This is a genomic window from Paraburkholderia flava, assembly GCF_004359985.1.
Taxonomy (GTDB): domain Bacteria; phylum Pseudomonadota; class Gammaproteobacteria; order Burkholderiales; family Burkholderiaceae; genus Paraburkholderia; species Paraburkholderia flava.
The window spans coordinates 262,741-289,717 of sequence record NZ_SMRO01000001.1 but is presented as its reverse complement, the minus strand read 5'-3'; the positions used below and the strand labels follow the sequence as shown (position 1 = coordinate 289,717).

General features: G+C 63.2%; 22 protein-coding genes. 4 read left to right on the top strand and 18 right to left on the bottom strand.

Annotated features, from left to right (window positions below):
* Positions 1 to 26 precede the first annotated feature (26 nt).
* The 13 genes from E1748_RS01240 to E1748_RS01180 all read right to left on the bottom strand — a co-directional run bounded on the left by E1748_RS01240 (position 27) and on the right by E1748_RS01180 (position 16,670).
* Entirely contained in the window at positions 27 to 452 is a 426-nt protein-coding gene (locus tag E1748_RS01240) for an EF-hand domain-containing protein (protein WP_133645340.1), read from the bottom strand.
* A 17-nt stretch (positions 453 to 469) separates the two neighbouring features.
* Complete coding sequence (locus tag E1748_RS01235; protein ID WP_166653488.1) at positions 470 to 2,128, bottom strand: S10 family serine carboxypeptidase-like protein; 1,659 nt, start codon at positions 2,126 to 2,128, stop codon at positions 470 to 472.
* A 379-nt stretch (positions 2,129 to 2,507) separates the two neighbouring features.
* On the bottom strand, positions 2,508 to 4,166 hold the full coding sequence (locus E1748_RS01230) for a trimethylamine N-oxide permease (RefSeq protein WP_133645338.1): 1,659 nt from the start codon (positions 4,164 to 4,166) through the stop codon (positions 2,508 to 2,510).
* A gap of 90 nt (positions 4,167 to 4,256) precedes the next feature.
* Positions 4,257 to 5,132: a glycine betaine ABC transporter substrate-binding protein gene (locus E1748_RS01225; RefSeq protein ID WP_133645337.1), complete on the bottom strand. Its 876-nt coding sequence runs from the start codon at positions 5,130 to 5,132 to the stop codon at positions 4,257 to 4,259.
* Positions 5,133 to 5,237: 105 nt separating this feature from the next.
* Positions 5,238 to 6,386 carry an FAD-binding oxidoreductase gene (locus E1748_RS01220; RefSeq protein WP_133645336.1) on the bottom strand — a complete coding sequence of 383 codons (1,149 nt, stop codon included), beginning with the start codon at positions 6,384 to 6,386 and terminating at the stop codon, positions 5,238 to 5,240.
* A gap of 16 nt (positions 6,387 to 6,402) precedes the next feature.
* Positions 6,403 to 7,644 (bottom strand): aromatic ring-hydroxylating oxygenase subunit alpha, encoded by a 1,242-nt coding sequence (locus E1748_RS01215; RefSeq protein WP_133645335.1) that lies wholly within the window; start codon positions 7,642 to 7,644, stop codon positions 6,403 to 6,405.
* Between the two features lie 44 nt (positions 7,645 to 7,688).
* Complete coding sequence (locus tag E1748_RS01210) at positions 7,689 to 8,480, bottom strand: electron transfer flavoprotein subunit beta/FixA family protein (RefSeq protein WP_133645334.1); 792 nt, start codon at positions 8,478 to 8,480, stop codon at positions 7,689 to 7,691.
* Positions 8,477 to 9,658 carry an electron transfer flavoprotein subunit alpha/FixB family protein gene (locus E1748_RS01205; protein ID WP_133645333.1) on the bottom strand — a complete coding sequence of 394 codons (1,182 nt, stop codon included), beginning with the start codon at positions 9,656 to 9,658 and terminating at the stop codon, positions 8,477 to 8,479. Before E1748_RS01205 ends, E1748_RS01210 begins: the two co-directional genes overlap by 4 nt.
* A 4-nt stretch (positions 9,659 to 9,662) precedes the next feature.
* Complete coding sequence (locus E1748_RS01200) at positions 9,663 to 11,603, bottom strand: (Fe-S)-binding protein (protein WP_133645332.1); 1,941 nt, start codon at positions 11,601 to 11,603, stop codon at positions 9,663 to 9,665.
* A 2-nt stretch (positions 11,604 to 11,605) separates the two neighbouring features.
* Complete coding sequence (locus E1748_RS01195; RefSeq protein ID WP_133645331.1) at positions 11,606 to 13,669, bottom strand: NADH:flavin oxidoreductase; 2,064 nt, start codon at positions 13,667 to 13,669, stop codon at positions 11,606 to 11,608.
* Positions 13,670 to 13,709: 40 nt separating this feature from the next.
* Positions 13,710 to 14,240: a DUF5943 domain-containing protein gene (locus tag E1748_RS01190; protein WP_133645330.1), complete on the bottom strand. Its 531-nt coding sequence runs from the start codon at positions 14,238 to 14,240 to the stop codon at positions 13,710 to 13,712.
* A 125-nt stretch (positions 14,241 to 14,365) separates the two neighbouring features.
* Positions 14,366 to 15,337 (bottom strand): dipeptidase, encoded by a 972-nt coding sequence (locus E1748_RS01185; protein ID WP_133645329.1) that lies wholly within the window; start codon positions 15,335 to 15,337, stop codon positions 14,366 to 14,368.
* 58 nt (positions 15,338 to 15,395) lie between these two features.
* Entirely contained in the window at positions 15,396 to 16,670 is a 1,275-nt protein-coding gene (locus E1748_RS01180) for a serine hydroxymethyltransferase (protein ID WP_133645328.1), read from the bottom strand.
* A gap of 468 nt (positions 16,671 to 17,138) precedes the next feature.
* Here E1748_RS01180 and E1748_RS01175 point away from each other — a divergent pair, with 468 nt between their 5' ends.
* Positions 17,139 to 18,194, top strand: a complete 1,056-nt coding sequence (locus E1748_RS01175; protein WP_240766461.1) for a GlxA family transcriptional regulator — start codon at positions 17,139 to 17,141, stop codon at positions 18,192 to 18,194.
* Positions 18,195 to 18,230: 36 nt separating this feature from the next.
* On the opposite strand, the gene E1748_RS01170 is transcribed toward E1748_RS01175, so the two are convergent.
* Both E1748_RS01170 and E1748_RS01165 read right to left on the bottom strand, forming a co-directional pair.
* Positions 18,231 to 18,575 (bottom strand): helix-turn-helix transcriptional regulator, encoded by a 345-nt coding sequence (locus E1748_RS01170; protein WP_133645326.1) that lies wholly within the window; start codon positions 18,573 to 18,575, stop codon positions 18,231 to 18,233.
* Positions 18,572 to 18,892: a type II toxin-antitoxin system RelE/ParE family toxin gene (locus E1748_RS01165; RefSeq protein ID WP_133645325.1), complete on the bottom strand. Its 321-nt coding sequence runs from the start codon at positions 18,890 to 18,892 to the stop codon at positions 18,572 to 18,574. Before E1748_RS01165 ends, E1748_RS01170 begins: the two co-directional genes overlap by 4 nt.
* Before the next feature lie 240 nt (positions 18,893 to 19,132).
* On the opposite strand from E1748_RS01165, the gene E1748_RS01160 reads away from it, so the two are divergent.
* Positions 19,133 to 21,679, top strand: a complete 2,547-nt coding sequence (locus E1748_RS01160; RefSeq protein WP_133645324.1) for an adenosylcobalamin-dependent ribonucleoside-diphosphate reductase — start codon at positions 19,133 to 19,135, stop codon at positions 21,677 to 21,679.
* A 45-nt stretch (positions 21,680 to 21,724) separates the two neighbouring features.
* On the opposite strand, the gene E1748_RS01155 is transcribed toward E1748_RS01160, so the two are convergent.
* The gene (locus E1748_RS01155; protein WP_420819308.1) at positions 21,725 to 21,982 is read right to left on the bottom strand and encodes a hypothetical protein; all 258 of its coding nucleotides are present in this window, start codon (positions 21,980 to 21,982) and stop codon (positions 21,725 to 21,727) included.
* A 140-nt stretch (positions 21,983 to 22,122) separates the two neighbouring features.
* Positions 22,123 to 22,677 (bottom strand): fasciclin domain-containing protein, encoded by a 555-nt coding sequence (locus E1748_RS01150; RefSeq protein ID WP_133645322.1) that lies wholly within the window; start codon positions 22,675 to 22,677, stop codon positions 22,123 to 22,125.
* A gap of 397 nt (positions 22,678 to 23,074) precedes the next feature.
* On the opposite strand from E1748_RS01150, the gene E1748_RS01145 reads away from it, so the two are divergent.
* Both E1748_RS01145 and E1748_RS01140 read left to right on the top strand, forming a co-directional pair.
* Complete coding sequence (locus tag E1748_RS01145) at positions 23,075 to 24,052, top strand: ferritin-like domain-containing protein (RefSeq protein WP_133645321.1); 978 nt, start codon at positions 23,075 to 23,077, stop codon at positions 24,050 to 24,052.
* Positions 24,053 to 24,142: 90 nt separating this feature from the next.
* Positions 24,143 to 25,441: an Nramp family divalent metal transporter gene (locus tag E1748_RS01140; RefSeq protein WP_133645320.1), complete on the top strand. Its 1,299-nt coding sequence runs from the start codon at positions 24,143 to 24,145 to the stop codon at positions 25,439 to 25,441.
* Positions 25,442 to 25,618: 177 nt separating this feature from the next.
* On the opposite strand, the gene fdhA is transcribed toward E1748_RS01140, so the two are convergent.
* Positions 25,619 to 26,818 (bottom strand): formaldehyde dehydrogenase, glutathione-independent, encoded by a 1,200-nt coding sequence (gene fdhA, locus E1748_RS01135; RefSeq protein WP_133645319.1) that lies wholly within the window; start codon positions 26,816 to 26,818, stop codon positions 25,619 to 25,621.
* Between the last annotated feature and the right edge of the window lie 159 nt (positions 26,819 to 26,977).

Genomic DNA, 26,977 nt, shown 5'->3' with positions numbered 1-26,977 from the left:
GGCTTTTTTTCAGCTTCCGCTCGCGGCTAGTTGTTCGAGAAAGCCATCCCATGCCGCGCTTTCAGGAAGTGCCTGAAATCGTCGAAGCTGATATAGCCGCTGCCGGTGCGATCGATCTGCTGGAAGTGATCGGCGATAAAACCCATTCCATGATCTTTCGCGGCCTGCTGCGTCAGCAGATGCGTCGACGGATCGGCGGCTGCGTCGAAACGCTGCTGCATCTGGTCGAGCACATGCTGGTGCAGCGCCTGCCCGCGTAGTTCAGGCGTGTCGTTGGTGGGTGGCGACGGTGGGGGGCGCAGCATGTCGCCCACTCTGACCATATGCGCATCGATCGACGCAGAAATCGGCGCTATCCCAGCCGCATGCGTCACCACCTGCGCGACCGCGCCCTGCGAGGCCAGCGACGCCACCGCGCAGACCATTGCAACCCGAGCCCATACCTTGTTCATGTTAGCGCTCTCCATGGTTAGCGCGACGCCACGTCGGCCACAGCAGCGGCCGGTGTAGCGGCGAAGAAGTTGTCGATCGCCTGCTTCATCGGGGCCCGTGAACTCTTCATCAGATAGATCATGTGGCCGCCGGGGAATTGCTGGAACGGCACCGACTGCGCAAGGTTCGCCCCCTGCAGGTCGAGCTCGGTCTGATGAATCGGGCAGACCAGATCGTCGTAGCCGCCGAACACCTTCATTTTCAGCGACGGATCGAGCGTCAGCACATCGACGATATCGCCCAGCGAACTTGGCCGACCCGACGTATCGGAACCATGCGAGAAGTTCCAGTCGTTGATGATGACCGACGGTTCAAGCGCATACGCGGACGCGTTCTTGTAGCTCAGGAAGTTAGGCAGATAATCGTTGATCGCGTTCTGGAACGCCGTGTCGTTGTACGAACTTCCATCATAGTTCGCTCCGGCGGGCGCGGCGACCAGACCGTTGTACATATCGATCGATCCTACGCCGTTCAGCAGGAAGTTCGCGAAGACATCGGGCTGCATGTTGAAGTTGCGCTTCCAGTTCGTCGCGGACACCGCCGTCCAGCCGTTGAGCGCAGTGGTCACGCTCGCAGGCGGTGTCGTGCCTCTCGTCAGATAGGCCTGGTTGGCCGGTGCGTACGTCTGGTCGGTGAAGGTCTTCATCCCGCTCACGTAGTCCGCCAGCGACAACTGACCCGGGTTGCTGATGTTCGCACCGCGTCCGTACGCGACGCCTGCATAGGAAGGCAGAAATCCGTTACACGTCACGCTGCCCGTCGAGCCGTATTCGTAGCAGTTCGTCTTGTAGCTGAGAATCGGCGAATTCAGCATCACGCCCGTCAACGCAGGGCCGCCCTGTCCCGGACTGCCCTGCTGTTCGAGCAGATCGGCGACGATCGGCGTGCGGATACCGCCGTACGATTCGCCGTACAGATACTTCGGCGACGTCTGTCGGCTGTTGACCTGCACATAACGGTTGATGAAGTCGCGGAACACGCCGGCATCCTTGTCCGTCGTCCAGAAGTCGCGATTCTTGTGCGGCGCGACGGCTTCCGAATAGCCCGTTCCCGTTGCGTCGATGAACACGAGATCGCTGTCGTCCAGCATCGTGACGTCGTTGTCGATCATCGGGAAGCTGGTGGGTTCGGTCGTGCCGAGCTTCAGCGAACCTTCGTCGATATCGAGCGTTCTCGGGCCCCATGAGCCGAGGTGCAGCCAGATCGTCGACGAGCCTGGGCCACCGTTCCAGAAGAACGTCACCGGCCGCGTGCCCGGCGGCTTGCCGTCGAGCGTGTAGGCCACGTAGAACACCGACACTTCCTTGTCGCCGGCCGACGTGATCGCAGTCAGGTGGCCCGCCGTTGCCGTGTAGTTGGCCGAGGTGCCGTCGAGCGATATCGTGTGGTGGGTGATGGCCGCTTTATCGAACGCGGCGGTCGAAGCCAGCGACGCCGTCGCGCTCGAACTGTAGCGGTTTGGATCGGTATACGGTTGGTCCGCAGCCAACGCGCCTGCGGCCGGTGCAGCCGCATTATCCTTCGCGCTGGCATTGAGTTTCGCGGCACTGGTGGAACTGCCCGAGTCTCCGCCACACGCGGACAAGCCGACGCAGGATGCCGCGATCAGCATCGCCAGACATTGGTTGTATTTCATTGGACGCTCTCGACGAGGCACGGTTGAACAAGGTCCTGCAGGCTTACAGCTTGCAAGATAGTTAGCCATCCAAATTGTTATTGCCGGGGTTTTTTATTGATTACGCGCGGTCGTGGCTAATCGAATCGTCATCTATCTGTGCAGTCGATGATTCGCCAGCAAGCCCACGTACACCGTTTATAGATTGCCGATTATGGGGACGCAAGGCGGATCACAATTATTGAGGATCGTTATGCTGGATCGCCGTGGATGGTGCGCCTGAATCCGAACCGGAAGGTCTTATGCCTTCCGGATGGATATCGCAGCGGGCTGCTGGCAGGCGCAGCCCGTGCGTTGAGTTTTACTGCGCGTTGTATTGCGAACCGTACTGCAAAAAGCCTTAATAAAACGGCTTCGCCAGATGATGCGACAGCCACACCACCAGCACGGCCAGCATCAACGCACCATACGGCAGCAACCGGCGCACGCCCGACGCTCCGTTCCCCGGCTGCATCTCCATGTCCTGCGTCATCCGTGCAGGGAAGCGGCCGCGATCCTGCCAGTAGTGGCGATACAGAAACACCGGCACGATCAACAGCATCGCGATCAGACCGTTGCGTAACGTGCCCTCGCCTTGCAGGTCCGCACCCGCGCCGATGAACGCAAGGTCGAGATAGCCGCACAGCGCGCCCGCTGCAAGCAGCCACGTCGGACAGCGGAACGGCCGGTCCGCGTTCGGCCGATCCATCCGATGAATCCAGCCCGACTGCAGATTCAGAAACACGAAGATCATGTAGCAGACACCCGACACCGACAGCACCGTCATGTAGTCGGACATCATCAACAGGATCAGGTTGAAGCCGAGATCGGTCCACATCGCGCGCGTCGGTGCGCCGTGTTCGTTCACGTGCGACAGGTAGCGCGGCAGCCAGCCGTCCACCGACGCCTGGTACAACGTGCGCGACGAGCCCATCATCGACGTCATCACGATCAGCAGAATGGACAGCATCAGCATCACGACGATCACGTTCGCGACGACCGCCCCACCGCCGACCATATGCGCCATCGCCGCGCCGACACCGGTGCCGTCGACGATCTTCGGATTCAGCATCCCCGCCGTGCCGAGCGCACCCTGAAACGCGAGCGGCACGAGCGTCATCACGACGAGACACAGCGCACCCGACCAGAAGATCGCCTTGACGGTATCGGTACGTGGATCGCGGAATTCGCGCGTGTAGCAGACGGCCGTTTCGAAGCCATACGCGGCCCAGCCCGCCATGAACATCGCGCCGAACGCCATCGTCACGCCGGTGCCGTTCCATGAACCGAACGCGGTCGCGGTCAACGCACCGTGCGAATCATGCGCGAGCGGCAACAAAGGCCACAAATGCGCAGCAGGCACGTCGCCAGTAACAAACGGCACGATGCCGACGATCAGCAGCGGCGACAGCGACGCGATGCCGAGCAGGCGCTGCGTTTTCGCCGCCTTCGCGGCGCCACTGTGCTGCAGCCTGAACGTGATGAGGAGAAATACGACGGCGATCACGAACGTCGCATTGATGCGCAGCGTGAGACCGTGTTTGACGAAACCGAGATCGAGCAGCGTGAGTTGCCACGTGTTGATCAGCGCGTCGGGCGCGAACAGCGTGGTGAGCGCGTAGTTCGCCGCGAGGCCGGTGCCGAGCGCGAGCATCGGCGACCACGCGACCCAGTTGCACCACACCGAGACCGGCGCGATCAGTTTGCCGTAGCGCACCCAGCCCATCGCGCCGTACACGGATGCGCCGCCGGACTTGTGCGGAAACAGCGCGGAAATTTCGGCGTAGGTCGCGCTCTGGATCAACCCCATCGAGATCGCTGCGATCCAGATCGCCCATGCAGGCTGACCGATCGTCGCGCACACGCCGCCTATCGTGAACAGAATGCCGGCTGGCACGCCGCTCGTCACCCAGAACGCGTCCTTCCACGTGAGGCCGCGTTGCAGCGTGTGGCCTTCGTCATGAGCAGTGCCGCGTTCGACACCCTGCGTGCTGCGCGCGCGCAGTCTTGCCTGTTCCATCCACGAGCCTCCTGTAAGCGCCTGTGCCCGGGCTGGAACGCATGCATCGCATGCAGCGGGGAGGATCCCGCTGCATCACAACGTCATCGGTTACTGCGCTCCGGCCACCCAGCTATCGACGCGATCCTTGTGTGCGGCGATCCACGCGTCGGCTGCGGCAACAGGCTTTTCGCCGTTCTGGGCCGCCAGCATCACGCTGTCGATCTCACCCGGCTTCCATTGAAACTTCTTCAGAAATGCGACCACGGGCGCGGCCTTCGTTTCGAGCCCAGGGTTGATCACGTTGTCGACGTGCTCCGACTCGCCGAATACCTTCTTCGGATCGTCGAGGAATTTCAGCTTCCACTTCGCGAACATCCAGTGCGGCACCCAGCCGGTGACGATGATAGGTTTATTGGCATGCATCGAGCGCGCAAGTTCCGCGGTCATCGCGCTGCCGGAACTCGGCATCAGTTGAAAGCTGAGGTTATAGGCCTTGATCGCTTCGTCGGCTTTCTTCATTACGCCCGCGCCCGCATCGATCCCGACGATGCGTCCGCCGAAGTCCGCCTTGTGCGCTTCGAGGTCGGCGATGCTCTTTTCCGGCAGGTCGGCCGGCACGATCAGGCCGATCTTCGCGTCGTTGAAGTTCGCGCCGAGGTCGGTCACCTTGCCCTTGAACTGTTCCCAGTACGCACCGTGCGTAACCGGCAGCCACGCGGACAGCGTCGCATCGAGGTCGCCGCGCGCGACGCCCTGCCACATGATGCCGGCCGCAACCGGCACCAGCTGTACCTGATAACCGAGACGCGTCTCGATCACGCGTGCCGCGACGTTCGACGTCGCGACGCTGTCGTCCCATCCTTCGACATAACCGATCTTGATCGTCGGTTTGGTGTCCGCGGTTGCGGTCACGCTCGCGCCCATCGTCGCGATCAGTGCGGCGCCGAACGCCCCGCACAGCAAGAGCTTTTTCAGGCTTCTCATGGTCGATCTCCTTGTAGCCGCAGCAGCGGTGGAGTAGTCAGCATCGCCAGCCAGAAATGACAAGGGATTATCGATTACGACATTCGCTTGTGGAAATGCGACGCGTCACTTTTCGACGACGAGGTCCGTCAACGGCTTGCTGCAGCAGAGCAGCACCATGCCCTGATCGATTTCCCGCTGACGGATGCCGCCGTTGTGCTTCATATCGACTTCGCCGGACACCAGCTTGACCTTGCACGTGCCGCACATCCCCTGCGTACACGATGCAGGCAGGCGCACGCCGGCCTGACGCGCGGCTTCGAGCACGTGCTGGCCGCTGCCGCACGTGATCTCGCGATTGCTGCGCGTGAAGCTGACGGTAAACGTCTGCTGTGTGACGTCGGCAGAGACGTCGCCGCTGGCCGGCGTATCGATCACCACTTCAGGCGCCGATGCGGTCAGAGTCTCGAACGAGAAGCTTTCCTCGTGATAATGCGCGACGTCGAAGCCGCCGTCGGCAAGGAGCGCGCGCACCGCCTGCATGTACGGCGCCGGGCCGCACGTGAAGATCTCGCGTTCGAGAAAGTCCGGCGCGATCGCTTTCAGCAAAGGCAGCGTCAGAAAACCGGTCACGCCATGCCAGTTCGTGCGTGGCCCGACGCGCTCGCACACAAACGACGTGCGGAAGTTGCTCTGGTTCGACGCGATCAGATCGAGTTCGCGCGAGAAGATGATGTCGTCGGGCGTGCGTGCGCTGTGCACGAACACGATGTCGCGGTCTTCGCTCAGTTCGTGATGCGCGCGGCTCATCGACATCAGCGGCGTAACACCCGACCCTGCCGACAGAAACAGATACTTGCGCGCTGGATGCCGCGCGCAGGTGAATTCGCCGGACGGTCCCAGCACGCGCACCGAGGCGCCCGCCTGCAGATTGTCGTGCAGCCAGTTCGACACCTTGCCGCCGGGCACGCGCTTCACGGTGATCGAGATCGTGTGCGGCCGCGTCGGCGACGACGAAATCGTATAGCAGCGGTTGATCGTCTCGCCGTCGATCTCGAGTTCGAGCGTGATGAACTGGCCCGGCTCGAACGCGAACGCGCGGCCTTGCGGCGAGCGGAAAAAGAAGCTCTTCACGTCGTGCGTCTCCTGACGCACCTGGCAGCAGACGAGCGTTTCCTCGACGTCGCTCGTCCAGCGCTCGGGGACCGAGGCCCAGAATTGCGGCTTCGTCAGCCTGCTCTCAACGGGTTCGAAAGTTGCCGCATCCCGCATCATCGTTTGCTCCACCTGTTCACGCTTCGATCTGCGCAGCAAGCCGCCGCACGTACCAGTCGCTGAATTTCTCGACGAGCCCTTCGGTGAACGGCGAGTACGGGCCCGGTTCATACGCGCTGCTCGACGCGCCGCGCTGCGAATATTCGACGAGCGCGCGATCCTGGTCGTTGGTCGCGTTCCACACGGCGGTCAGATTCTTCACGTCGTAGTCGATCCCTTCCTTCGCGTCCTTGTGCACGAGCCACTTCGTGCGCACCAGCGTTTCGCCGGCCGACAGCGGAATCACCGAGAACGTCACGATATGATCGCTCATGAAGTGATGCCACGAATTCGGCTGCGTCCAGAACGATAGCCCACCGAGATCGGCCTGACGGAATTCGCCGAGCAGCTTCTTCGATGCGACCTTCGCGTCGAGCGTCTGCGATTCGCCATCGCGGTCGAGCGGCAGACGCTGCGTGCGAAACCCGCTGACGTCCGACAGACGATCCACTTCGACCGAAGGCAGATCCATCGCTTCCCACTGCGCGGCGCGCTCGATGCACGTGCGCTCGAACGCGGCCATGCCCTCGGCATTCGCCGCCGACGGCTGATAACCGAAGCCGTATTCGTACAGCGAGATGGTCAGCTCCGGATGGTTCGCGACGCAGTGATAGCACTCGCGATTGTTCTCCATCGTGAGCTTCCAGTTGCCCTGCTCGATGATGTCGATCGTCGCGGCCACTTTGGTGTTCGGCAGATCGTGCGGCAGCAGATACGGTTCCATCGCGGCGCGCATCGCTGCGAAATCGGCGGGTGGTTCGTCCGCGAGGCAGATGAAGATCAGCCCGGCCAGGTTCTGCACGTGCACGCTCTTCAGACTGTGCTTGCAGCGGTCGAATTTCTCGCCCATGTGCTCGGCGAACATCAGCTGGCCTGTGAGGTTGTAGGTCCAGCTGTGATACGGGCATACGATATTGCCGACCGAACCCTTGTCCTCGTTGCACAGCCGCGCGCCGCGATGGCGGCACACGTTATGGAATGCGCGTACTTCCATGTCATCGTCGCGAACGATCAGGATCGAGTCGTGGCCGAGTTCGACCGTCACGTAATCGCCCGGCTCGGGGATGTCCGGCTCGACTGCGACCTGGATCCAGTGCTTGCGGAAAATCGCTTCCATGTCGAGCGCGAAAATCTCTTCGCTCGTGTAAAACGGCGCGTCCAGGCTGTAGCCCTGCTTGCGCCGATCGACCAGCGCGTGAATATCTGCCGATACTTTCATCGTGTGCTCCGGAAAGCTCAATGTAGTGTGTGCGTAGAGCAAAATCAGTAATCGATGAGCTGATGCTCGCGCAAATAGCCCAGAATCGCTTGTGCTTTTTCGACCGAACTCCCTTCAATTACGACGCTTCCGCCGCGGCTTTCGGTCGTGGTCGCGGACATCATCCGCGCATGGCCGGAGCGCTTTTCCGGCGCGGCGAGGCGCACGGGTTTGCGCTGCGGCGCGGCCAGTTTCCATTGACTGGCTTCGGGGTCGGCTTTCGTTGTGGCTATCGTGGCTGTCGTGGCCGCGTCGACCGAGCCCGCGCGCAGTCGCGCATACGCATAACGCGGTTGCGCCGGTGCGAGCGGATGCACCGCGACCACCGCCGGCAGCGGCGCCTGCACACGGCGGCGCACGCCCTTCGGCAGGAATTGCCGGACCGTCACGTGGCCGGCTTCGACGCTTGCGTCGACGGCGGCTCCGACGAGCGGATAACCAAGTGCATCGGCCAGGCGGTATGGCAGCATGCCGGTGTCGAAAGCGCCTTCCGCGCAGGTGCCGGTCAGCACCAGGTCGTAGCCCTGCACGCGTTTCGCGAGCGCGGCCGTCGCGTCGTCGTGCTCGCCGCACGCCAGCACTTCGACACGCGCGGCACCGAGCGCCAGATAGTCGCGCAACGCCGGGTTCGATGCATCACCCGCATGCAGCACGTCGAGCAGCGCGCCGTGCTGTTGCGCGAGCGCGAGCCCGGTTTCGAGCGCCGCTGCGTCGTTACGGCTGTAGCGTGCGACGCCGCTGACCGGATGACGACCCACCGACACCAGCACAGCAATCCTTGTGAGCTTGCCGTTCATGCGGCGACTCCTTCTGCAACGTTGGCGGTGGTCGCTTCGGTAGCAGACGCGCCGCGTGTGGACCGTGCCCGCGCCACTTCGTCGATCAACGCAGCGATGGTCGCCTGCGTATCGCCGACGATCGTCAGGTTCGCACGCTTCACGATCGGCGCGCTGCCGTCGAGATTCACCGCGATCACGTGACGGCAGTCCTTGATCCCCTGCAGATGCTGGACCGCCCCGGAAATGCCGAACGCGATGTAGACGCTCGCCTCGACGGTCTTGCCGGTTGCGCCAATCTGCTTGTCGCGCGGGAAAAGGCCGTTGTCGACCGCGACGCGGCTCGCTCCTACCGCCGCGCCGAACGCGCCGGCGAGTTGCTCGAATGCGGCGACGTCCGCGACGCCATTGCCTGCCGACACGATGAAGTCCGCTTCTTCGAGTGCGACCTGCGCGGCGTCGATTTCCTCGATGCCGAGATCGAGACACGCGCTGGGCGCATCTGAAAGCGCCTCAGCCGGCAGTACGAGTTCGATCCGATCGCCGGCGCCGACGAACGGCAGACGCGGATCGACCGCACCTGCCGCGAGCAGTACGAGGTCGGGCAGCGCGCCGGTCGCGAATGCCTGCTTCGCGTGCGCATGGCGGCCAACATGGGCGGCGTCGATCTCGACGACCTGCGTCGCGACGCTCGCACCCGCATAAGCCGCGTAACGCCGACCGAGATCGCCGTCGCCCGTCGCGTTGTCGGGCATCAGGATGCGCACCGGCGCAAGCTGCGCGACGCATGCGGCAAGCGCATGCAGTTCCCGTTCGGGCGCAAATGCACGTCGATCGAAACCCGTCAGCTCGACGATGCGGTCCGCACCGAGCGCAGCCGCATCGTCCTTCAGTTCGCCGAATACGACGAGCGCGACTTGCGTCTGGGCATCCGCGAGCAACGCGGCGGCGGCCAGCACCTGACGTGCGTGTTCATCGAGCGAGCCGCGATCGCTATGCGTCGCGACGAGGATCGTGTGCTGCGCAGGTTGCGTCGTACGCAACGCCTTTTTCACTGCGCCATGCGCGAGCGGCAAGCCGTGATGGTCGTCGTTCGATGCGCCGGCTTCGGCCTGCTCGCCGAGCGTGATCCGCCGCAAACCCTGCGCGGTGATCGTGTACGGCCTGCGCGGATCGATACGTTTGGGGGTCGTGTTCATCGCTTCACTCCAGCGCCGCTGCTACGAGTTCGGCCACGTCGAGCACTTCGGGACGCGGACCGACCACGCCTTCGAGCATCGCCGTGCAGTTCGGGCAGCCCACCGCGACGATGTCCGCATTGATCGCATTGGCGTCCGCGATACGGATATCCGGGATGCGTTGCTTGCCGGGAATGTCGGTCAGCGGCGCACCGCCGCCACCGCCGCAGCAACGGCCGCGCTTGCCGTGACGTTCCATCTCGACCACCTGAATGCCTATCGACTTCAACAGCTTGCGCGGTGCTTCGGTCTCGCCGTTATAGCGGCCGAGGTAGCACGGATCGTGATACGTGACGCGTCGGTCGCGCAGCGCTTCGACCGCTTTCGGCGCGAGCTTGCCGGATGCGACCAGTTCCGCGACGAAGGTCGTGTGATGCAGCACGTCGAAACGCGTGCCCAGCGACCGGTATTCGTTACGCAGGCTGTGCATCACGTGCGGGTCGGCGGTGACGATGCGTTTGAAGTTCAGCGTCGCGAGCGTGCCTGTGAGTTGCTTCGCCATCTGCTGAAACGTCGCTTCGTCGCCGAGCCGGCGTGCGACGTCGCCCGTGTCGGTCTCGTCGCCGCCCAGCACCGCGTAATCGACGCCCGCCTTGTTGAGCACCGTGACGAGCGCGCGCAGCGTGCGCTGGTAGCGCATGTCGAACGCGCCTTCGCCTGCGACGAGCAGCACGTCGACCGGTTTGCCCGGCTGTGCGACCGGTGCGTTCAGATCGACCGACCAGTCGTAGCGCGCAGTCTTGTCGTAGCCGCCCGCCGTGCCGGTTTCGCGCAGATTCGCGAGCACTTCGGGGCCCTTGCCCGGCACCGTGCCGAACACGAGCGTCTGGTTGCGGCGCATGTCGACGATCGCGTCGACGTGCTCGATCAGCATCGGGCACTCATGCACGCACGCCCGGCACGTCGTGCACGACCACAGCGTATCGGCTTCGATCAGGCTCGACACGATCGGCCGGTCCGGCTCGCCCCTATGACGACCGACCGGCAGACCCGGTGTCGGGCTGCCCGCATACGCGGCATCGGTGCCGCCGACCATCCCCGTGACGAGATCCTGAATCAGCTTCTTCGGATTCAACGGCTGCCCCGCAGCGAACGCGGGGCACGCGGCCTCGCATTTACCGCACTGAACGCACGCATCGAAACTGAGCAACTGGTTCCAGCGGAATTCGACCGGCTTGCCGACACCGTATTCGTTCTGTTCGAGCGACGGCGTCTTTAGCGCGGTGGGCGGAACGGCGTTCGCGGCGTTTGACCTACGCACGTCCCCGGGCACAGAAGACGAAGCAAAGCGCTCTTGCCGAGGATGAAATGCCAGATGCAGCAACCCCGCCAACGCGTGCTTCATCGGACCGCCACGTGCGGCGCCGAGCGTCATCGCGAACGCGCCGGCCGCGATCAGCAGCGCAAAGATGACTGCCAGCGCACCGGACATCGCACTGGCCGGCACCATCACGAACAGCACGAGGCCTAGTGCAAACGAACCGAGCAGCCAGGGCAACGTGTCCCACGGCCCACGCGACAACCGCGCCGGCACCGCCTTCGCACCGTGCCGCCGACGCCACACGAACACCACACCAACCAGCATCACCAGCGCCGCGAGAAAGATCAGGCGATCAAGCCACGGCGAGTACAGCGCGAGCCCGTAATTCAGGAACACCAGCGCGAACGCAGCAATCGCGCCGCCCGCAGTCGCAACGTGCGTCTTCGCGATGTACGGATCGCGTGCGACCACGTGATGCAGATCGACGAAATAGCGCTTCGGGATGGTCAGCAGATTCGTCCAGCCGAACGCGCCGGCCGGCGTCGCGCGGCCGAGGCGCCAGTACGACGCGCGCTTCGCGACCGCGAACGCGAGGCCACCGACCGAGACCCACAGCAATGCGGTGATGAGAAACGCCGGGCTCATCGTCAGAAGTCCTTGCAGAGACGCAGCGCATCGTAGATCGCGCCGTGGATGTTGTGCATCGAAATACAGTCGCCGACGCGGAACAGCAGGAAGCGGCCATTACCGAGTTCTTCCGACAGCGACGGCTGCGGTTCGGACGCGAACAGCTTGTGCACGTCCACCTGCCCGCGATTCACCGATTCCGCCTTGAGCTTCCAGTACAGTTCGTCGTTCGGCGTGCTGCCGTTTTCGATCACCACCTGATCGACGACGCGCTCCTCAAGCTCCTCGGTGTACTCGTTGCGCAGCACCGCGATTTTCTTGCCGTCTTCGTCGTACACGCGATCGAGCCAGTAATTCGGCGTATGGATCACGCCAAGCGCATACAGCCGCCGGTAGAAAATCGGGAACGTCGTGCCGCCGACGTCGTCGGCAATCTTCACGTCGGGCGTGACGATCTCGACCTTCGAGCCACGGCTTGCGATGAAATCCGCGACGCCTGCACCGGCATGCGTGCTGACGCCGTCGTAGACGAGCACATTCTGCTTCGGCTCGACGCGTCCCGCGAGAATGTCCCACGAACTGACCGCGAGCCCTTCGTCGACGCCCCACGCCGGAACCTGCTGCGTGAAACTCGAACCGCCGGTCGCGAGCACGACGATGTCCGGCTTTTCGGCCATGATCGTCTTGTCGTCGGCAGCGACGCCGAGACGCCGGTCTACACCGAGACGCTTCGTTTCCATATCGAACCAGCGGACGATGCCCGCCATCTGCTCGCGCTGCGGCGCCTTCGCGGCCAGCATGATCTGCCCGCCGACCGCATCGTTCTTCTCGAACAGCACGACGTCATGACCACGTGAGCGCGCGACGCGCGCCGCTTCGAGCCCTGCCGGCCCCGCGCCGACCACGACCACCTTGCGGCGCGGTCCGCGCGTTTTCTCGATCACGTGCGGCATCGTCGCTTCGCGCGACGTCGCTGCGTTCTGCACGCACAGCACGTCGAGCCCGTTGTACTGACGGTCAATACAGTAGTTCGCGCCGACGCACTGCTTGATCTCGTCTTCGCGGCCGTCGCGAATCTTGATGACCATGTGCGGATCGGCGATCTGCGCACGCGTCATGCCGACCAGATCGACCATTCCGTTTGCGAGCAGCCGCTCGGCCTGACCTGCATCGCGGATGCTTTGCGCGTGCATCACCGGCAGCTTCACGACTGACTTGATGCCGGCCGCGAGATGCACGAACGGTTCGGGCGGCAGCGCCATCGGCGGCATGCAGTTCGCAAGCGTGTTGTGCGTGTCTGCACCCGAGCCGATCACGCCGATATAGTCGATCAGACCGCTCTCGGACATCGCCTGCGCGATCTCTTTCAACTGCTCGTGATCGAGACCGTCCTCGTGGAATTCGTCGCCGCACATCCGCAGGCCGACGCAGAAGTCCGGACCGACTGCTTCACGCACCGCCTTCAGCACTTCGGTGCCGAAACGCAGACGATTCTGCAGCGAACCGCCCCACTCGTCGGTACGGAAATTCGTGCGCGGACTCCAGAACTGATCGATCAGATGCTGGTGCGCAGCCGAAATTTCGATGCCGTCCATGCCTGCCTGCTGCACGCGTTTCGCGGCCGCTGCGAAATCGGCGATGATGCGGCGGATTTCCTCGACCTCGATGATCTTCGCGTTACCGCGATGCACCGGTTCGCGGACGCCCGACGGCGTCATCAGATGCGGCCAGTGCTCGCCGTGAAATGCGGAGCGGCGACCCATGTGCGTCGCCTGAATCATGATCTTCGCGCCGTGGCGATGCATTGCTTCGGCGAGTCGCGCGAGCGGGTCGACGATCTTGTCCGTCGACAGGTTCACCGATTTCCACCAGCCCTGCGGACTGTCGATCGATACCGGGCTCGACCCGCCGCACACGGCGAGGCCGACACCGCCCTTCGCCTTCTCTTCGTAATAGCGGATGTAGCGGTCGCCGGGCAGACCGCCCGGCTCGGCATAAACCTCCGCGTGCGCGGTACTGACGATGCGGTTGCGCAGCGTCAGCTGATTCAGCGTCAAGGGTTTGAACAGATTGGGGTAACGCATCGCGGACGACCTCGGGCGTGAACGGTATGAGCCTGGACGATCAGGCGAGCGGCGACACTTCGAACACGCAATGCGCGTGATCTTCGGCCGCACACTGCACTTCTTTCGACTGCGAGCGCGGCGCGCTCTTACCTGCATCGCTAGTGTCATTCACCCAGTCCATCGCGCCGGCGAACCAGCCCGCGAACATGTAGCAGAGCTTGCCGTGCTTGCCAGGCTGTGCGAGCACGAACGACGAATTGCGCAGCTCGATGCGTGCATGCGCGCGTGCCGGGTCCGCTTCGATGATCGAGAAAAGACCCCAGCCGCGTTGCGACAAACGCTTCAAGTAATGCTCGAACACCGCCATCCCGGCGATGCCGTGCTGCTTCGCTTCCTTGTCGCACCAGTGATACGCCGACTTGTAGCCCGCCTTGTACAGGATCTCGGCATACGTATCGAGGCCGAGCGCTTCTTCGACCGCCGTGTGATTGTTGGTGAAGAAATGACGCGGCACGTACAGCATCGGCAGCGCGTCGGTCGTCCAGACGCCGGTGTCCTGATCGACATCGATCGGCAGTTGCGGTTGCATGGCGGGGTTGCTCCGTGGAAGCTAAAGCGGATTCATGAGGACTCGATGCGCGTCATACGCAGGCGCTGCGAGTCCGGTCCTGTGTTTTTTAGTGTTGGTACTGGCTATGCGTTTTCGCTGGAGGCTCAAGCGCCCCACACATCGCGGAACACGCGCACCCAGTTCTCGCCCATGATCTTGCGGATGCGCGTGTCGCTCCAGCCGGCGCGTTCCATCGCGGCCGTCAGGTTCGGAAACTCGCCGATCGTGCGGATGCCTTCCGGATTCACGACCTTGCCGAAGTTGGTCAAACGGCGATAGCGGCCCTTGTCGTGCGTGATCCAGTCGAAGAAATCGACCGTATAACCCTGCGTGAAATCGCTGCCGATGCCGACCGTGTCTTCGCCGACCACGTTCACCACATGGTCGATCGCCTCGACATAGTCTTCGACCGTCGCGTCGATGCCGCGCTTCAGGAACGGCGCGAACATCGTCACGCCGACGAAGCCGCCCGCATCGGCGATTTCCCTCAACTGCTCATCCGACTTGTTGCGCGGATGTTCCTTCAAGGCGGACGGCAGGCAGTGCGAGTAGCACACCGGCTTCTTCGAAAACGCGATCGCTTCGGAAGACGTATTCGCGCCGACGTGCGACAGATCGACCATGATGCCGACGCGGTTCATTTCGGTGATCACTTCGCGACCGAAACCGGACAGGCCACCATCGCGTTCGTAGCAGCCGGTGCCGACCAGGTTCTGCGTGTTGTAGCAAAGCTGCACGATACGCACGCCCATGTCGGCGAAGGCTTCGATGTAGCCGATGTTGTCCTCGAACGCGTGCGCATTCTGGAAGCCGAGAATGATGCCGGTGCGGTTCTCTTTCTTCGCGCGCAGGATGTCGTCGGTCGTGCGGACCAGCGTCAGCAGTTCGCTGTTCTCGCGGATCTGCTGCTTCATCAGCGCGATGTTGTCGACCGTCTTCGCAAAACTTTCCCACACCGACACCGTGCAGTTCGTCGCGGTCACGCCGCCTTTCTTCAAATCCTCGAACACCGAGCGGTCGAACTTCGAGATGTTCAGACCGTCGATGATGATGCTGCTTTGGTGCAGATTGCTCATGATGTGGGGCTCCGTATGCGTGTGGCGAGTGTCTAACCGGCGCGTATCGATAGTGTTATCAGTAAATCGGGAAGCGCTCGCACAGCGCGAAGATCTCGCGGCGCACGCGCTTTTCAGTGGCCGCGTCGCCTTCCGGGTGCTCGCGCAGCGCGTCGAACACTTCGAGGATCAACCGACCCACTTCGCGGAATTCAGCGACGCCGAACCCGCGCGTCGTGCCCGCCGGCGTGCCGAGACGGATGCCGGACGTGACCGTCGGCTTCTCGGTGTCGAACGGAATGCCGTTCTTGTTGCACGTGATGCCCGCGCGTTCGAGCGCCTGCTCGACCTGCGCGCCCTTCAAACCCTTCGGCCGCAGATCGACGAGTAGCAGATGGTTGTCGGTGCCGCCTGTTACGAGATCGACGCCGCCGGCCTTCAGCACGTCGCCGAGCGCCTGCGCATTCGCGAGCACGGCATCGATGTAGGTCTTGAAGTTGTCTTGCAGCGCTTCGCCGAACGCGACCGCCTTGCCGGCGATCACATGCATCAGCGGACCACCCTGCAGGCCGGGGAACACGGCGGAATTGATCTTCTTCGCGATGTCTTCGTCGTTGGTCAGCACGAAGCCGCCGCGCGGACCGCGCAGCGTCTTGTGCGTCGTCGACGTCACAACGTGCGCGTGCTCGACCGGATTCGCATGACGTCCAGCCGCGATGATCCCGGCGATGTGCGCCATGTCGACCATCAGCTTCGCACCGACGCTGTCGGCGATCGCACGGAAGCGCGCGAAATCGAGCGCACGCGGATAAGCCGAGAAGCCCGCGATGATCAGCGACGGCTTGTGTTCGTGCGCGAGCGCTTCGACCTGGTCGTAGTCGAGACGCAGCGTGTCGCGGTTCACGCCGTACTGCACGGCGTTGAACCACTTGCCGGACAGCGCGGGCTTCGCGCCGTGCGTCAGGTGACCGCCCGCGTCGAGCGACATGCCGAGCACCGTGTCACCCGGTTTCGTCAAGGCAAGCATCACCGAACCGTTCGCCTGCGCGCCCGAGTGCGGCTGCACGTTCGCGTACGCGGCGCCGAACAGCTGCTTGATACGGTCGATCGCCAGTGTCTCGACTTCATCGACGAATTCGCAGCCGCCGTAGTAGCGCTTGCCCGGATAACCTTCCGCGTACTTGTTGGTCAGCACCGAGCCCTGCGCTTCGAGCACCGCGCGCGACACGATGTTTTCCGACGCGATCAGCTCGACCTGCGACTGCTGACGTTCGAGTTCCTTGAGCAGCGACGAGCGCACGGGCGCGTCGCGCTCCGCGAGGGGCTGCGAGAAAAAGGGATTGGAGTTCGACATGGGGTGTCCGGGGTGTCCGTTAATCATGAAAAGCGGGGGCTGCACGGGTTGCCTCGACAGGCCCGGCAAGTGCGCGCTCGACTGCTCCGCTTCCCTTTACCGGCCTGCCGGCAAAGGCTGCCGACGGCTCTATTCTTCTCCGCCGTCATGCGTGTCAATTTACGAATTCAGACGCGTTCTTTGCCTTTTCCGCCATCCAGGTCCGTTTTGGACAAGTCGGACGATCGATGCGCGGGGGTTCGGACCCATGAGCATGGAGATCGCCTGCCGCGCGATACGCTCGTGTTGCGGTGCAATGCGATCGCACTGCCGATGTGCGTCCCGCTCCCGCGAACAGTGCCGCGACCGCACTTCGGAGGTGCGGCATCGAGGTCTCCGTATTCGGCAAGTCAGGGTTTAGCCGTATGGCATGCTTGTTGCCCTCGATCCCAGAATAGTGCCGCCGTCACCCCCACGTCGGCTGCAACAATCGAGACTTCAGTCGAAGGAACGCTCGTCCCCATGTCGCCCGACCGCACCGCGTCGCTGTCGCACTTTGCGTTCATGCCGCTGCCCAACTTCACGATGATCGCGTTCACGAATGCGATCGAAGTGCTGCGCATGGCCAACTACCTCAGCGGGCAAACGCTTTATCGCTGGTCGATCGTCAGCCCGGACGGCGGCCTCGTGTCCGCGAGCAACGGCCTCGCGGTCGACACCATCGCGGCCGATACAACCGACCATCCCGACATCGTGTTCGTCTGCGGCGGCATCGACGTGCAGCGCGAAACCACGCCGGCTCATCTGTCCGCGTTGCGCCGCTTCGCACGCGCGGGCGTTGCGCTTGGCAGTCTGTGCACCGGCACCTATGCGCTTGCAAAGTCCGGGCTGCTCGCGGGCTATGCGTGTGCGATCCATTGGGAAAACATGTCGGCGCTGAAGGAAGAATTCCCCGACACGCGTTTTCTGAAAGAACTGTTCGTGATCGACCGCGATCGCGTGACCTGCACCGGCGGCGTCGCGCCGCTCGACATGATGCTGAACCTGATCGCCGCGCGCGTCGGTACGCCGCGCGTCACGCAGATCGCCGAGCAGTTCATCGTCGAACACGTGCGCGATACCAGCGCGCAGCAACGCATGCCGCTCGTCGCGCGCCTCGGCTCGGCGAACAAGTCGCTGTTCGAAGTGATCGCGCTGATGGAGAACAACATCGAAGAGCCGCTGTCGCGCGAAGAACTTGCGCGGCTCGCGAACATGTCGCAACGTCAGTTGCAACGGCTCTTTCGCGAACACCTCGGCATGACGCCGACGCACTACTACCTCACGCTGCGTCTGCGCCGCGCACGCGAACTGCTGCTGCAGACCGACATGTCGATCATGCACATCACGATGGCTTGCGGGTTCCAGTCCGCGTGCCATTTCAGCAAGAGCTATCGCGACGCGTTCGGCACCGCGCCGACGCGCGAGCGGCGCAAGCAGGTTGCGCCATTGGCGCATGCGTTGACGGGCGGCATGGTCGCGCCTGTGGGGTTGATGCCGGCCTGACGGTTATCGTTCAGGCCGTGCCCATCACGTGCCTTTTCACGCAAAAGAAATCACCAGCCTCTTGCCGCACGCGACTGCGTATTTGCGCAGCGTCGCGAGCGACGGCGAATGGTTTTCGCTGGCAAGCGACGCTTCCAGACGCGACACCGCAGACGCGGTCGTTCCCATCCGTGCGGCAACTTCCGCTTGCGTCAAACCAGCCTCGGCGCGCGCGAGGAGGATTGCGCGCAGGGCTGTGTATTCGTCGCTCGATGCGTCGTAGGCTGCCTTGACAGCAGGCTTGCGAAGCGCCGCTGCGGTGTCCTGCACGGTGTGCGGCACCGGCTTGAATCCTTCGGCTTGCGCGCGTTTCGCTTTCGCCTTGACGTTGGTTCGGGTCATTGATTTATCTCCTTCAGACGTGTGCGGCCAGTGCGCAATTCGCTCAGCGGCGTTTCTCGGGTTTTCTTCACGAACGAGTGCAGGACGATCACGCTCCGGCCCACCTCGGTGCAGTACAACACCCGGCCGATGTCGCTGCCCTCCGGACGCAGTTCGAACAGACCGTCGCCCATCGCGCGCGAGTAAGGCATGCGCAAATCGGCGCCGAACTCCTGCATCAATTCAAGCAAGCGCAAATAGCTCGCGAGAATGCTCGCCGGAACATCAAGAACGGCGCGCTTGACGCGTTCGTTGTAGTAGTAGACGGTCCAGTTCATGCATGGAAAAGGTAATGGCAGATTTGCTAATGTGCCGCAGACGCCTGCCGTCGCGCAAACGCTGTCCCGTAGCCTGCCGCGGCGTGCTACGAATTCTCCGGACGACCTCATTGCGTGCTGCAGCGCCGACGCTCCTGGATGACCTCAAACTGCCCCGGAAAGATGCCCGGCATCGCGCTATAGTGGTGTGAACGACGCTCCGTTTTTCACCCGCTGACATCCTTTCCGCCCGAGGTCTCCATGGCAGAAACCGACACCGTCATCGCTGCACGCGCCCTCCACGTCGCCCCGCAGCAATTCTCACTCGACGTTCTGCTCGAGAAGTACGCGAAGGGCGACGAGCAAACCGTCGACGATGTATATCGGCGCGTCGCACGCGGCGTCGCGCAGGCCGAGCCGCCCGCGTTGCGCGATGCGGTCGAAGCCCGCTTCGCCGAGCATCTGCGCAACGGCGCGCTCGGTGCGGGCCGCATCATGAGCGCGGCCGGCACCGGCATCGCGGCGACGCTGATCAACTGCTTCGTGCAACCGGTCGGCGACAGCATCCAGGGCGTCGACGAGAACGGCCTGCCCGGCATCTACGTCGCGCTATTGCAGGCGGCCGAAACGATGCGTCGCGGCGGCGGCGTCGGCTACAACTTCTCCGCGATCCGTCCGAAGGGTGCACGCGTGCACACCACCAGTTCGTCGGCGTCCGGGCCGTGCAGCTACATCGATGTGTTCGACGCGTCGTGCCGCACCGTCGAAAGCGCAGGCTCGCGACGCGGCGCGCAGATGGCGGTGCTCGACTGCACGCATCCCGACCTGCTCGAATTCATCGAGGCGAAGCATTCGAAGGGACGCTGGAACAACTTCAACGTGTCGGTGGCGGTCACCGACGAATTCATGCGCGCAGTCGAAAACGACGAACCGTGGCAGCTCGTGCATCGCGCGGACCCGTCGCCGTCGGCACGCGCGGCCGGCGATCTGCGGCAGCGCGAAGACGGCCTGTGGGTGTACGCGGAAAAAAGCGCGCGCGCGATCTGGGATCGCATCATGCGCTCGACGTACGACGTCGCGGAGCCCGGCGTCGTGTTCATCTCGCGGATGAACGAGGACAACAATCTGCGCGCGGTCGAATCGATCCGCGCGACCAATCCGTGCGGCGAGCAACCGTTGCCCGCGTACGGTTGCTGCAATCTCGGTCCGTTGAATCTGACACGCTTCGTCGTCGATCCGTTTGCGCAGCGGCTCGGCGGCACGCCGTCTTTCGACTGGGACGCGCTCGCCGAAGCGACACGCACGCAGGTGCGTTTTCTCGACGACGTGCTCGACGTGACGCTGTGGCCGCTCGACGAACAGCACGCGGAAGCACGCGCAAAGCGCCGCATCGGCGTGGGCCTGACCGGCCTAGGCGATACGCTCGTGATGCTCGGGCTGCGTTACGACCGCGAGGAAGGCCGCGATTTCGCTGCACGTATCGCACGATTGATGCGCGACGAGGCGTACCGTGCGTCGGTCGAACTCGCGCGCGAACGCGGCGCGTTTCCGCTGTTCAACGCGGCGCAGTATCTGGAGGAAGGGACGTTCGCATCGCGATTGCCCGACGACATCAAGGATGCGATCCGACGTGACGGCATCCGCAACAGCCATCTACTGTCGATCGCGCCGACCGGCACCGTGAGCCTCGCGTTCGCGGACAACGCGTCGAACGGCGTCGAGCCCGCGTTTTCGTGGACCTACACGCGGATGAAGGTGATGCCCGACGGCGGCCGCGAATCGTTCGCGGTCGAAGATCACGCGTACCGTGTGTACCGCGCGCTCGGCGGCAACGTCGATGCGCTACCCGAGTACTTCGTCAGCGCGCTCGACATGTCCGCGCGCGACCATCTCGACATGATGGCGGCAGTGCAGCCGTTCGTCGACACATCGATCTCGAAGACCGTCAACGTGCCCGCCGATTATCCGTTCGACGCGTTCGAAAACCTCTACTTCGATGCGTGGAAAAACGGTCTGAAGGGACTCGCGACCTATCGCCCGAACGAGACGCTGGGCGCGGTGTTGAGCGTGACGCCTTCAGCAACGGTAGACGATGCGCTGACCGAAACCGACGTCGATCCACTGCGCGTCGCGATCGATCATCGTCCGAGGGGTGAGTTGCCGGCGATCATCGAGAAGGTCGAATACCTGACGCAGGCCGGCAAGAAATCGCTGTACGTGGCGGTGTCGTTCATCGAGGTGACAGGACGCGTCGGCGGCGAGGACGTGACGATCGAACGGCCGATCGAGTTCTTCATCCCGGTCGGCCAGCGCGACGAATCGCAGCAGTGGATCACCGCGACGATGCGCTCGCTGTCGTTGGCCGCGCGTGGCGGGTTCGTCGCGCGCAATCTGCAGGATCTGCGTAAGGTGTCGTGGGATCGAGGTCAGGTGCGGCTCGGCGACGTGCAGCGGCTCGACGGGCATCGCACGCCGCGCTGGCACGACTCGGAAGTCGCCGCAATCGCGTATGCGATCCAGCAGATTCTGCATCGGCGCGGCTTTCTCGACTCGGAAGGCGATCAGGTGCCGTCGCGGTTGCTTGCGAGTTTGCCGCGTGGGCAGTTGGTCGCTTCGCCAGTAACGCCGAACGACAGCGTACCCGCTGCTCACCACCAGCATGAACAAACACCGGCACAAGGCGCAGGCCCGCTCGAACTGCGCACGATGCTTGGTCGAAAATGCGGCACGTGCGGTGCGAATGCGGTGATCCGCAAGGACGGCTGCGATTTCTGTACCGCGTGCGGTGAAATCGGTGCGTGCGGATAGTTTCGGCCTACATACGCGGGCGTGCCCGCGCACGCCCGACGCGTGTCATTGCGAAGCTGGCATCACATTGAAACGCGACCCCGCGAGCGGCGATCCGTAACCCCCTGCCTGGGTGTTATTGGGCAGGCCATTTATCAGCTGCGCACGTGGATCGGTTGGGTTCAGCGGTAGCTCCCCGGCCTGGCGGTTACCGTGCGTCGGGTATTCGCTTCCGAGTGCCGCGTGCGGCATAAGCACGGGATTGTTCTGCTGCGCGTTGACGTTGTCCTGTTGAGTGAGACCCTGTGCGCGGGTCGTTCCCATGCCCAATGACAGGACGAGCGCGGCCGATACGCTCAGCGTGGCGGTGATGAATTTCATGGTGTACTCCTTCGATATGAAAAGGCCCAGGCTATCCGTCGCCGTTCGACGGATAGCAGACCCGAACCCCGTTACCTGTTTCGTCACTTCGGCATCAACACCTTGTCGACCACCATGATGACGCCGTTGCTCTGGTAGACGTCATAGGTAGAAATATCGGCGGTGTGCCCTGCCGCATCCATCACGACAATATTGTGCGGACCGTTCTCCGAGAACGTCAGCATCTCTCCATTGACGGTCTTCAGCTCCGCTTTGCCGCCCCCTTCCCTGATCGCCTGGTCGAGCTTGCGAAAATCGTAGCGACCCGGCAGCACGTGATACGTGAGGATGCGGGTCAGCGTCGCCTTGTTTTCAGGCTTGACGAGGTTGTCCACGGTTCCGGCCGGCAGCGCCGCGAACGCTTCGTTAGTCGGTGCGAAGACCGTAAAGGGTCCGGCGCCTTTTAGCGTGTCGACAAGCCCCGCAGCCTTTACCGCAGCAACCAGTGTGGTGTGGTCGGCGGAATTGACGGCGTTGTCGACGATATCTTTTGACGGGTACATGGCCTGCCCGCCGACCATCACGGTCTGGTCCGCGGCAAGTACGTTAGTCGCAATGACCGACAGTGCGACGGCGGCAAAGAAAGCGGTACGTTTCATCACAGGTCTCCTCAGCGCGCAGCGCTCGATTGCGCTGTGTCTGATTCATATACGGTGCGCCGCGTTTACTGGATTCATTCGTTCCGACAAAAAACGTAGAACCCATCCGAGTGTCTACGCATGTTCAATGTCCTCATCTTTCGTGGCGTGGAAGATTCCATCGATCTCCTGATAATTTTTTGAAACAGACTGCATCCAACGATTCACCCGATTCGTAAAGGCCGTTGAGGACTCGCTTTCCCTACGCGGTACGTTTTCGTTCTGTGCTGAACGGGAGGGAGTCTTTGCGTCCGCGATTTGCGTCATTGCATCGCGCTTGCTGTCCCGTTGTCTCCGCGCATGCATGTTGATCGTGAGTCTTGCGGCCTCTCTTGCGAAGTCTCTGAGGAGCATCGTCATGTCTGATGTCAAAACCGATTCAGCAGCGCTTATCGATGTGTTTGACCGCCGTGTGGAGCGTCGTTTGCAGCGCCGGCAGTTTTTCAGGAACGCAGGCGGGCTTGGCCTCGGGCTGGTGGGAGGCACACTCATCAGCGCGTGCGGCGGCGGCTCCGGCGTCGACGCGGCCGCCGCAGCAGCGCCCACCGATGCGGAAATTCTCAACTTCGCATTGAACCTCGAATACCTCGAGTCGCAGTTCTACTCGTACGCCACGACAGGCAGCGGTTTGCCGGCCACCATGATCACCGGTGTGGGTACACCGGGTGCGGTGATTGCCGGGCAGCAGGTCCCGTTCCAGGACCCGGTCGTTCAAGCCTATGCGAACGAAATCGCAAAGGACGAACGCGAGCACGTTACGTTCCTGCGCAGCGCGCTCGGATCGGCCGCCGTTGCGCAGCCGGCGATCGATATCGGCGGCACCGATCCGAACGGCGCCTTCTCGGTTGCGGCGCGCGCTGCCGGACTCGTCGGTTCAGGTACGGCGTTCAATCCCTACGCAAGCGACAACAACTTCCTGCTCGGCGCATTTATTTTCGAGGACGTCGGCGTGACGGCCTACAAAGGCGCGTCGCCGCTGATCACCAACAAGACCTTCCTCGAGGCCGCAGCCGGCATTCTCGCTGCGGAGGCGTATCACGCCGGCCTCGTGCGGACGGTGCTCTACTCGAAAGGCATCAACATGACGAGCCTCGTCAGCGCGGCCAATGCGATCTCTGCTGCGCGCGCGAGCCTCGATCAGGTCGGCAACGACGATCAGGGGATCACCGGCAGCACGCCGGGAACCTCGAACATCGTGCCGCTCGACAGCAACGGTCTGGCCTATAGCCGCGGCTACGGCAACGTGCTCAACATCGTGTACCTGACGAGCACCGCAGCGATGAAAGGCGGCTTTTTCCCGAATGGCGTGAACGGTTCGCTCAACATGAGCGCCTGAACGACGCGCACGCGGAACGCGCGGCGCCGGCTCGATGCGCCGCGGTTCCGACACTGCACCGGACAAGGTTGACGACGCACAGGAGCAGTCATGAACGAAGCGATGAGCCAGGCCGTCGTGCCCCAGACGCTGACCGAGCGGACCTGTTTCGACATTCGCGAAGCGCTTGCGGGACGCGGGCGTGGAGCCCGAACGGTGTTGTCGTTTGCCGGACCGGCGGTGGTCGCGTCGATCGCTTACATGGACCCCGGCAACTTCGCGACCAACATTCAGGCGGGCGCGGGTTACGGCTATACGCTGCTATGGGTGGTGGCGCTCGCGAACCTGCTCGCGATGCTGTTCCAGTCGCTGTCGGCAAAACTCGGGCTCGTCACCGGACGCAATCTCGCGGAGTTGTGCCGCGACTCGTTGCCGCGTCGCTGGGTGATCGCGATGTGGGGTATGAGCGAAATCGCCGCCATGGCGACCGATCTGGCGGAGTTCGTCGGCGGAGCGATCGGCGTGTCGCTGTTGCTGCATCTGCCGATGATCCCGAGCATGCTGATCACCGCCGCCGTCACCTACGGTCTGCTGCAATTCGAGAAGCTCGGCTTCCGGCCGCTCGAACTGGCGATCGCCGCGCTGGTCGGGGTGATCGGCCTGTCGTATCTCGCGGAGCTGGTCATTGCGCCCGTGCACTGGTCATCGGTCGCGTTGCACACGGTGACGCCGCGCATACCGGACAGTAATGCGCTGACGATCTCCGTCGGCATGATCGGCGCAACGATCATGCCGCACGTGTTGTTCCTGCACTCCGGATTGACGCAAAACCGGGTAAGACCGCGCAACGATCGCGAGTGCAAGAAACTGCTTGCATTCTCGAACGTCGAGGTCGCGGTAGCGCTCGGCGTCGCGGGGCTGATCAACATGGCAATGGTGATCATGGCGTCTAGCGCATTTCACGTCGGGCACGCGGACATCGCGAGCATCGAAACGGCATGGCGCACGTTGACGCCGCTGCTCGGCGGCGCGGCTGCGGGACTCTTTCTCGCCGCATTGATCGCGTCGGGTGTCTCGAGTTCAGTGGTCGGCACGATGGCCGGCCAGATGATCATGCAGGGCTTCGTCGGGTTCCGCATCCCTGTGTGGGTAAGGCGGCTCGTTACGATGACACCGGCCTTCGCGGTAGTGGCATGCGGCGTCGATGCGACGCGCGCGCTGGTGTTGAGTCAGGTGATGCTGAGCATCGCGTTGCCCGTTCCGATGATCGCGCTCGTATGGTTCACGTCGCGCGGCGATCTCATGGGGCGCTACCGGAACCGTCGCGTGACGACAATCGGTGCCGTGCTCGGGACGCTTGCCGTGCTGATGCTCAATGGCGTGTTGCTGGTGCGGCTGGCGGTGGGATGAGCGTGCGTGTGCGTCGAGACGCTTCTGTTTCGGCCATCGACAGAGAGGCGGCGGTTACGTTGAAATTTCCGGCGCGAGCAGGCTCAGGTTGAAGAGCGGGCGAGGATTTCTCGTTGCATCGCACGGCCGCCACCGCTCGCACAAGCAGCGGCAACGGCCTTGCGACATCAATACCGCTTACGCCGCCTTCAACAACCCATGCGGGTCGATCACAAACTTGCGCGGCGCCCCACCGTCGAACTTGCGATAACCGTCCGGCGCTTCATCGAGCGACACGACCGTCACGTTGACGATGTCCGCGATCGGCAGACGGTCCCACAGAATCGCCTGCATCAGATTGCGGTTGTACTTCATCACCGGCGTCTGCCCCGTATGCAGCGAATGCGACTTCGCCCAGCCGAGCCCGAAGCGGATGCTCAGGCTGCCCTTGCGCGCGGCAGGATCGGTCGCGCCCGGATCGTCGGTCACGTACAGGCCCGGAATGCCGATTGCGCCGGCCACGCGCGTGATGTCCATCAGCGAATTCAGCACGGTTGCGGGCGCTTCCTCCTGGCTGCCGTGACTGCCGTGGCCGTGCGCCTCGAAGCCCACGCAATCGACTGCGCAATCCACTTCGGGCTTGCCGAGAATCGCCGCGATCTGTTCGCCGAGCGTTGCATCGCGCGAGAGGTCGACCGTTTCGAACCCGACCGCGCGTGCATGCGCGAGACGTTCCGCGTTCATGTCGCCGACGATCGTGCACGCGGCACCGAGCAGCCGTGCCGATGCAGCCGCCGCCATCCCGACCGGACCCGCGCCCGCGATATACACCGTCGAGCCCGGCTTCACGCCGGCCATCACCGCGCCGTGATAACCGGTCGGCAGAATGTCGGACAGGCATGTGAGGTCGGTGATCTTTTCCATCGCGCGATCGCGGTCCGGGAATTTCAGCAGATTGAAGTCCGCATACGGCACGAGCACGTATTCGGCCTGCCCGCCGATCCAGCCGCCCATGTCCACGTAGCCATACGCGCCGCCCGCACGCGACGGGTTCACGTTCAGGCACACGCCCGTGTGCTGTTCCTTGCAGGTCTGACAGCGTCCGCACGCGACATTGAACGGCACCGACACCAGATCGCCGACCCGCAACGTCTCGACGTCGCGACCCACCTCGATCACTTCGCCGGTGATTTCATGGCCCAGCACGAGGCCGACTTCGGCGGTCGTGCGGCCGCGCACCATATGCTGGTCGGATCCGCAGATGTTGGTCGACACCACCTTCAGGATCACGCCATGGCCGATCGCGCGTCCGCGCGGATCGACCATCTTCGGATAGTCGATTGACTGGACTTCGACCTTGCCCTGCCCCAGATAAACGACACCGCGATTGCTGCTCATTGTTTCGTCTCCATGTTCGTCTGACGTCACGCATTGCGTCACGGCATTCGGCGAACGCCGCTCCTTCGAGCGTAGCCCGCGAGCGGGCGCCCTCAATGTGTGAAACCCGACATCGACCTGGCTCAAACCGACACAGCCCCGAAAACACGGTTTTTTGTT

Excerpts from the sequence above, each read along its gene's own strand:
- E1748_RS01240 (WP_133645340.1), bottom strand. The coding sequence starts at position 452 with ATGAACAAGGTATGGGCTCGGGTTGCAATGGTCTGCGCGGTGGCGTCG.
- E1748_RS01235 (WP_166653488.1), bottom strand. The coding sequence starts at position 2,128 with ATGAAATACAACCAATGTCTGGCGATGCTGATCGCGGCATCCTGCGTC.
- E1748_RS01230 (WP_133645338.1), bottom strand. The coding sequence starts at position 4,166 with ATGGAACAGGCAAGACTGCGCGCGCGCAGCACGCAGGGTGTCGAACGC.
- E1748_RS01225 (WP_133645337.1), bottom strand. The coding sequence starts at position 5,132 with ATGAGAAGCCTGAAAAAGCTCTTGCTGTGCGGGGCGTTCGGCGCCGCA.
- E1748_RS01220 (WP_133645336.1), bottom strand. The coding sequence starts at position 6,386 with ATGATGCGGGATGCGGCAACTTTCGAACCCGTTGAGAGCAGGCTGACG.
- E1748_RS01215 (WP_133645335.1), bottom strand. The coding sequence starts at position 7,644 with ATGAAAGTATCGGCAGATATTCACGCGCTGGTCGATCGGCGCAAGCAG.
- E1748_RS01210 (WP_133645334.1), bottom strand. The coding sequence starts at position 8,480 with ATGAACGGCAAGCTCACAAGGATTGCTGTGCTGGTGTCGGTGGGTCGT.
- E1748_RS01205 (WP_133645333.1), bottom strand. The coding sequence starts at position 9,658 with ATGAACACGACCCCCAAACGTATCGATCCGCGCAGGCCGTACACGATC.
- E1748_RS01200 (WP_133645332.1), bottom strand. The coding sequence starts at position 11,603 with ATGAGCCCGGCGTTTCTCATCACCGCATTGCTGTGGGTCTCGGTCGGT.
- E1748_RS01195 (WP_133645331.1), bottom strand. The coding sequence starts at position 13,669 with ATGCGTTACCCCAATCTGTTCAAACCCTTGACGCTGAATCAGCTGACG.
- E1748_RS01190 (WP_133645330.1), bottom strand. The coding sequence starts at position 14,240 with ATGCAACCGCAACTGCCGATCGATGTCGATCAGGACACCGGCGTCTGG.
- E1748_RS01185 (WP_133645329.1), bottom strand. The coding sequence starts at position 15,337 with ATGAGCAATCTGCACCAAAGCAGCATCATCATCGACGGTCTGAACATC.
- E1748_RS01180 (WP_133645328.1), bottom strand. The coding sequence starts at position 16,670 with ATGTCGAACTCCAATCCCTTTTTCTCGCAGCCCCTCGCGGAGCGCGAC.
- E1748_RS01170 (WP_133645326.1), bottom strand. The coding sequence starts at position 18,575 with ATGACCCGAACCAACGTCAAGGCGAAAGCGAAACGCGCGCAAGCCGAA.
- E1748_RS01165 (WP_133645325.1), bottom strand. The coding sequence starts at position 18,892 with ATGAACTGGACCGTCTACTACTACAACGAACGCGTCAAGCGCGCCGTT.
- E1748_RS01160 (WP_133645324.1), top strand. The coding sequence starts at position 19,133 with ATGGCAGAAACCGACACCGTCATCGCTGCACGCGCCCTCCACGTCGCC.
- E1748_RS01155 (WP_420819308.1), bottom strand. The coding sequence starts at position 21,982 with ATGGGAACGACCCGCGCACAGGGTCTCACTCAACAGGACAACGTCAAC.
- E1748_RS01150 (WP_133645322.1), bottom strand. The coding sequence starts at position 22,677 with ATGAAACGTACCGCTTTCTTTGCCGCCGTCGCACTGTCGGTCATTGCG.
- E1748_RS01145 (WP_133645321.1), top strand. The coding sequence starts at position 23,075 with ATGTCTGATGTCAAAACCGATTCAGCAGCGCTTATCGATGTGTTTGAC.
- E1748_RS01140 (WP_133645320.1), top strand. The coding sequence starts at position 24,143 with ATGAACGAAGCGATGAGCCAGGCCGTCGTGCCCCAGACGCTGACCGAG.
- fdhA (WP_133645319.1), bottom strand. The coding sequence starts at position 26,818 with ATGAGCAGCAATCGCGGTGTCGTTTATCTGGGGCAGGGCAAGGTCGAA.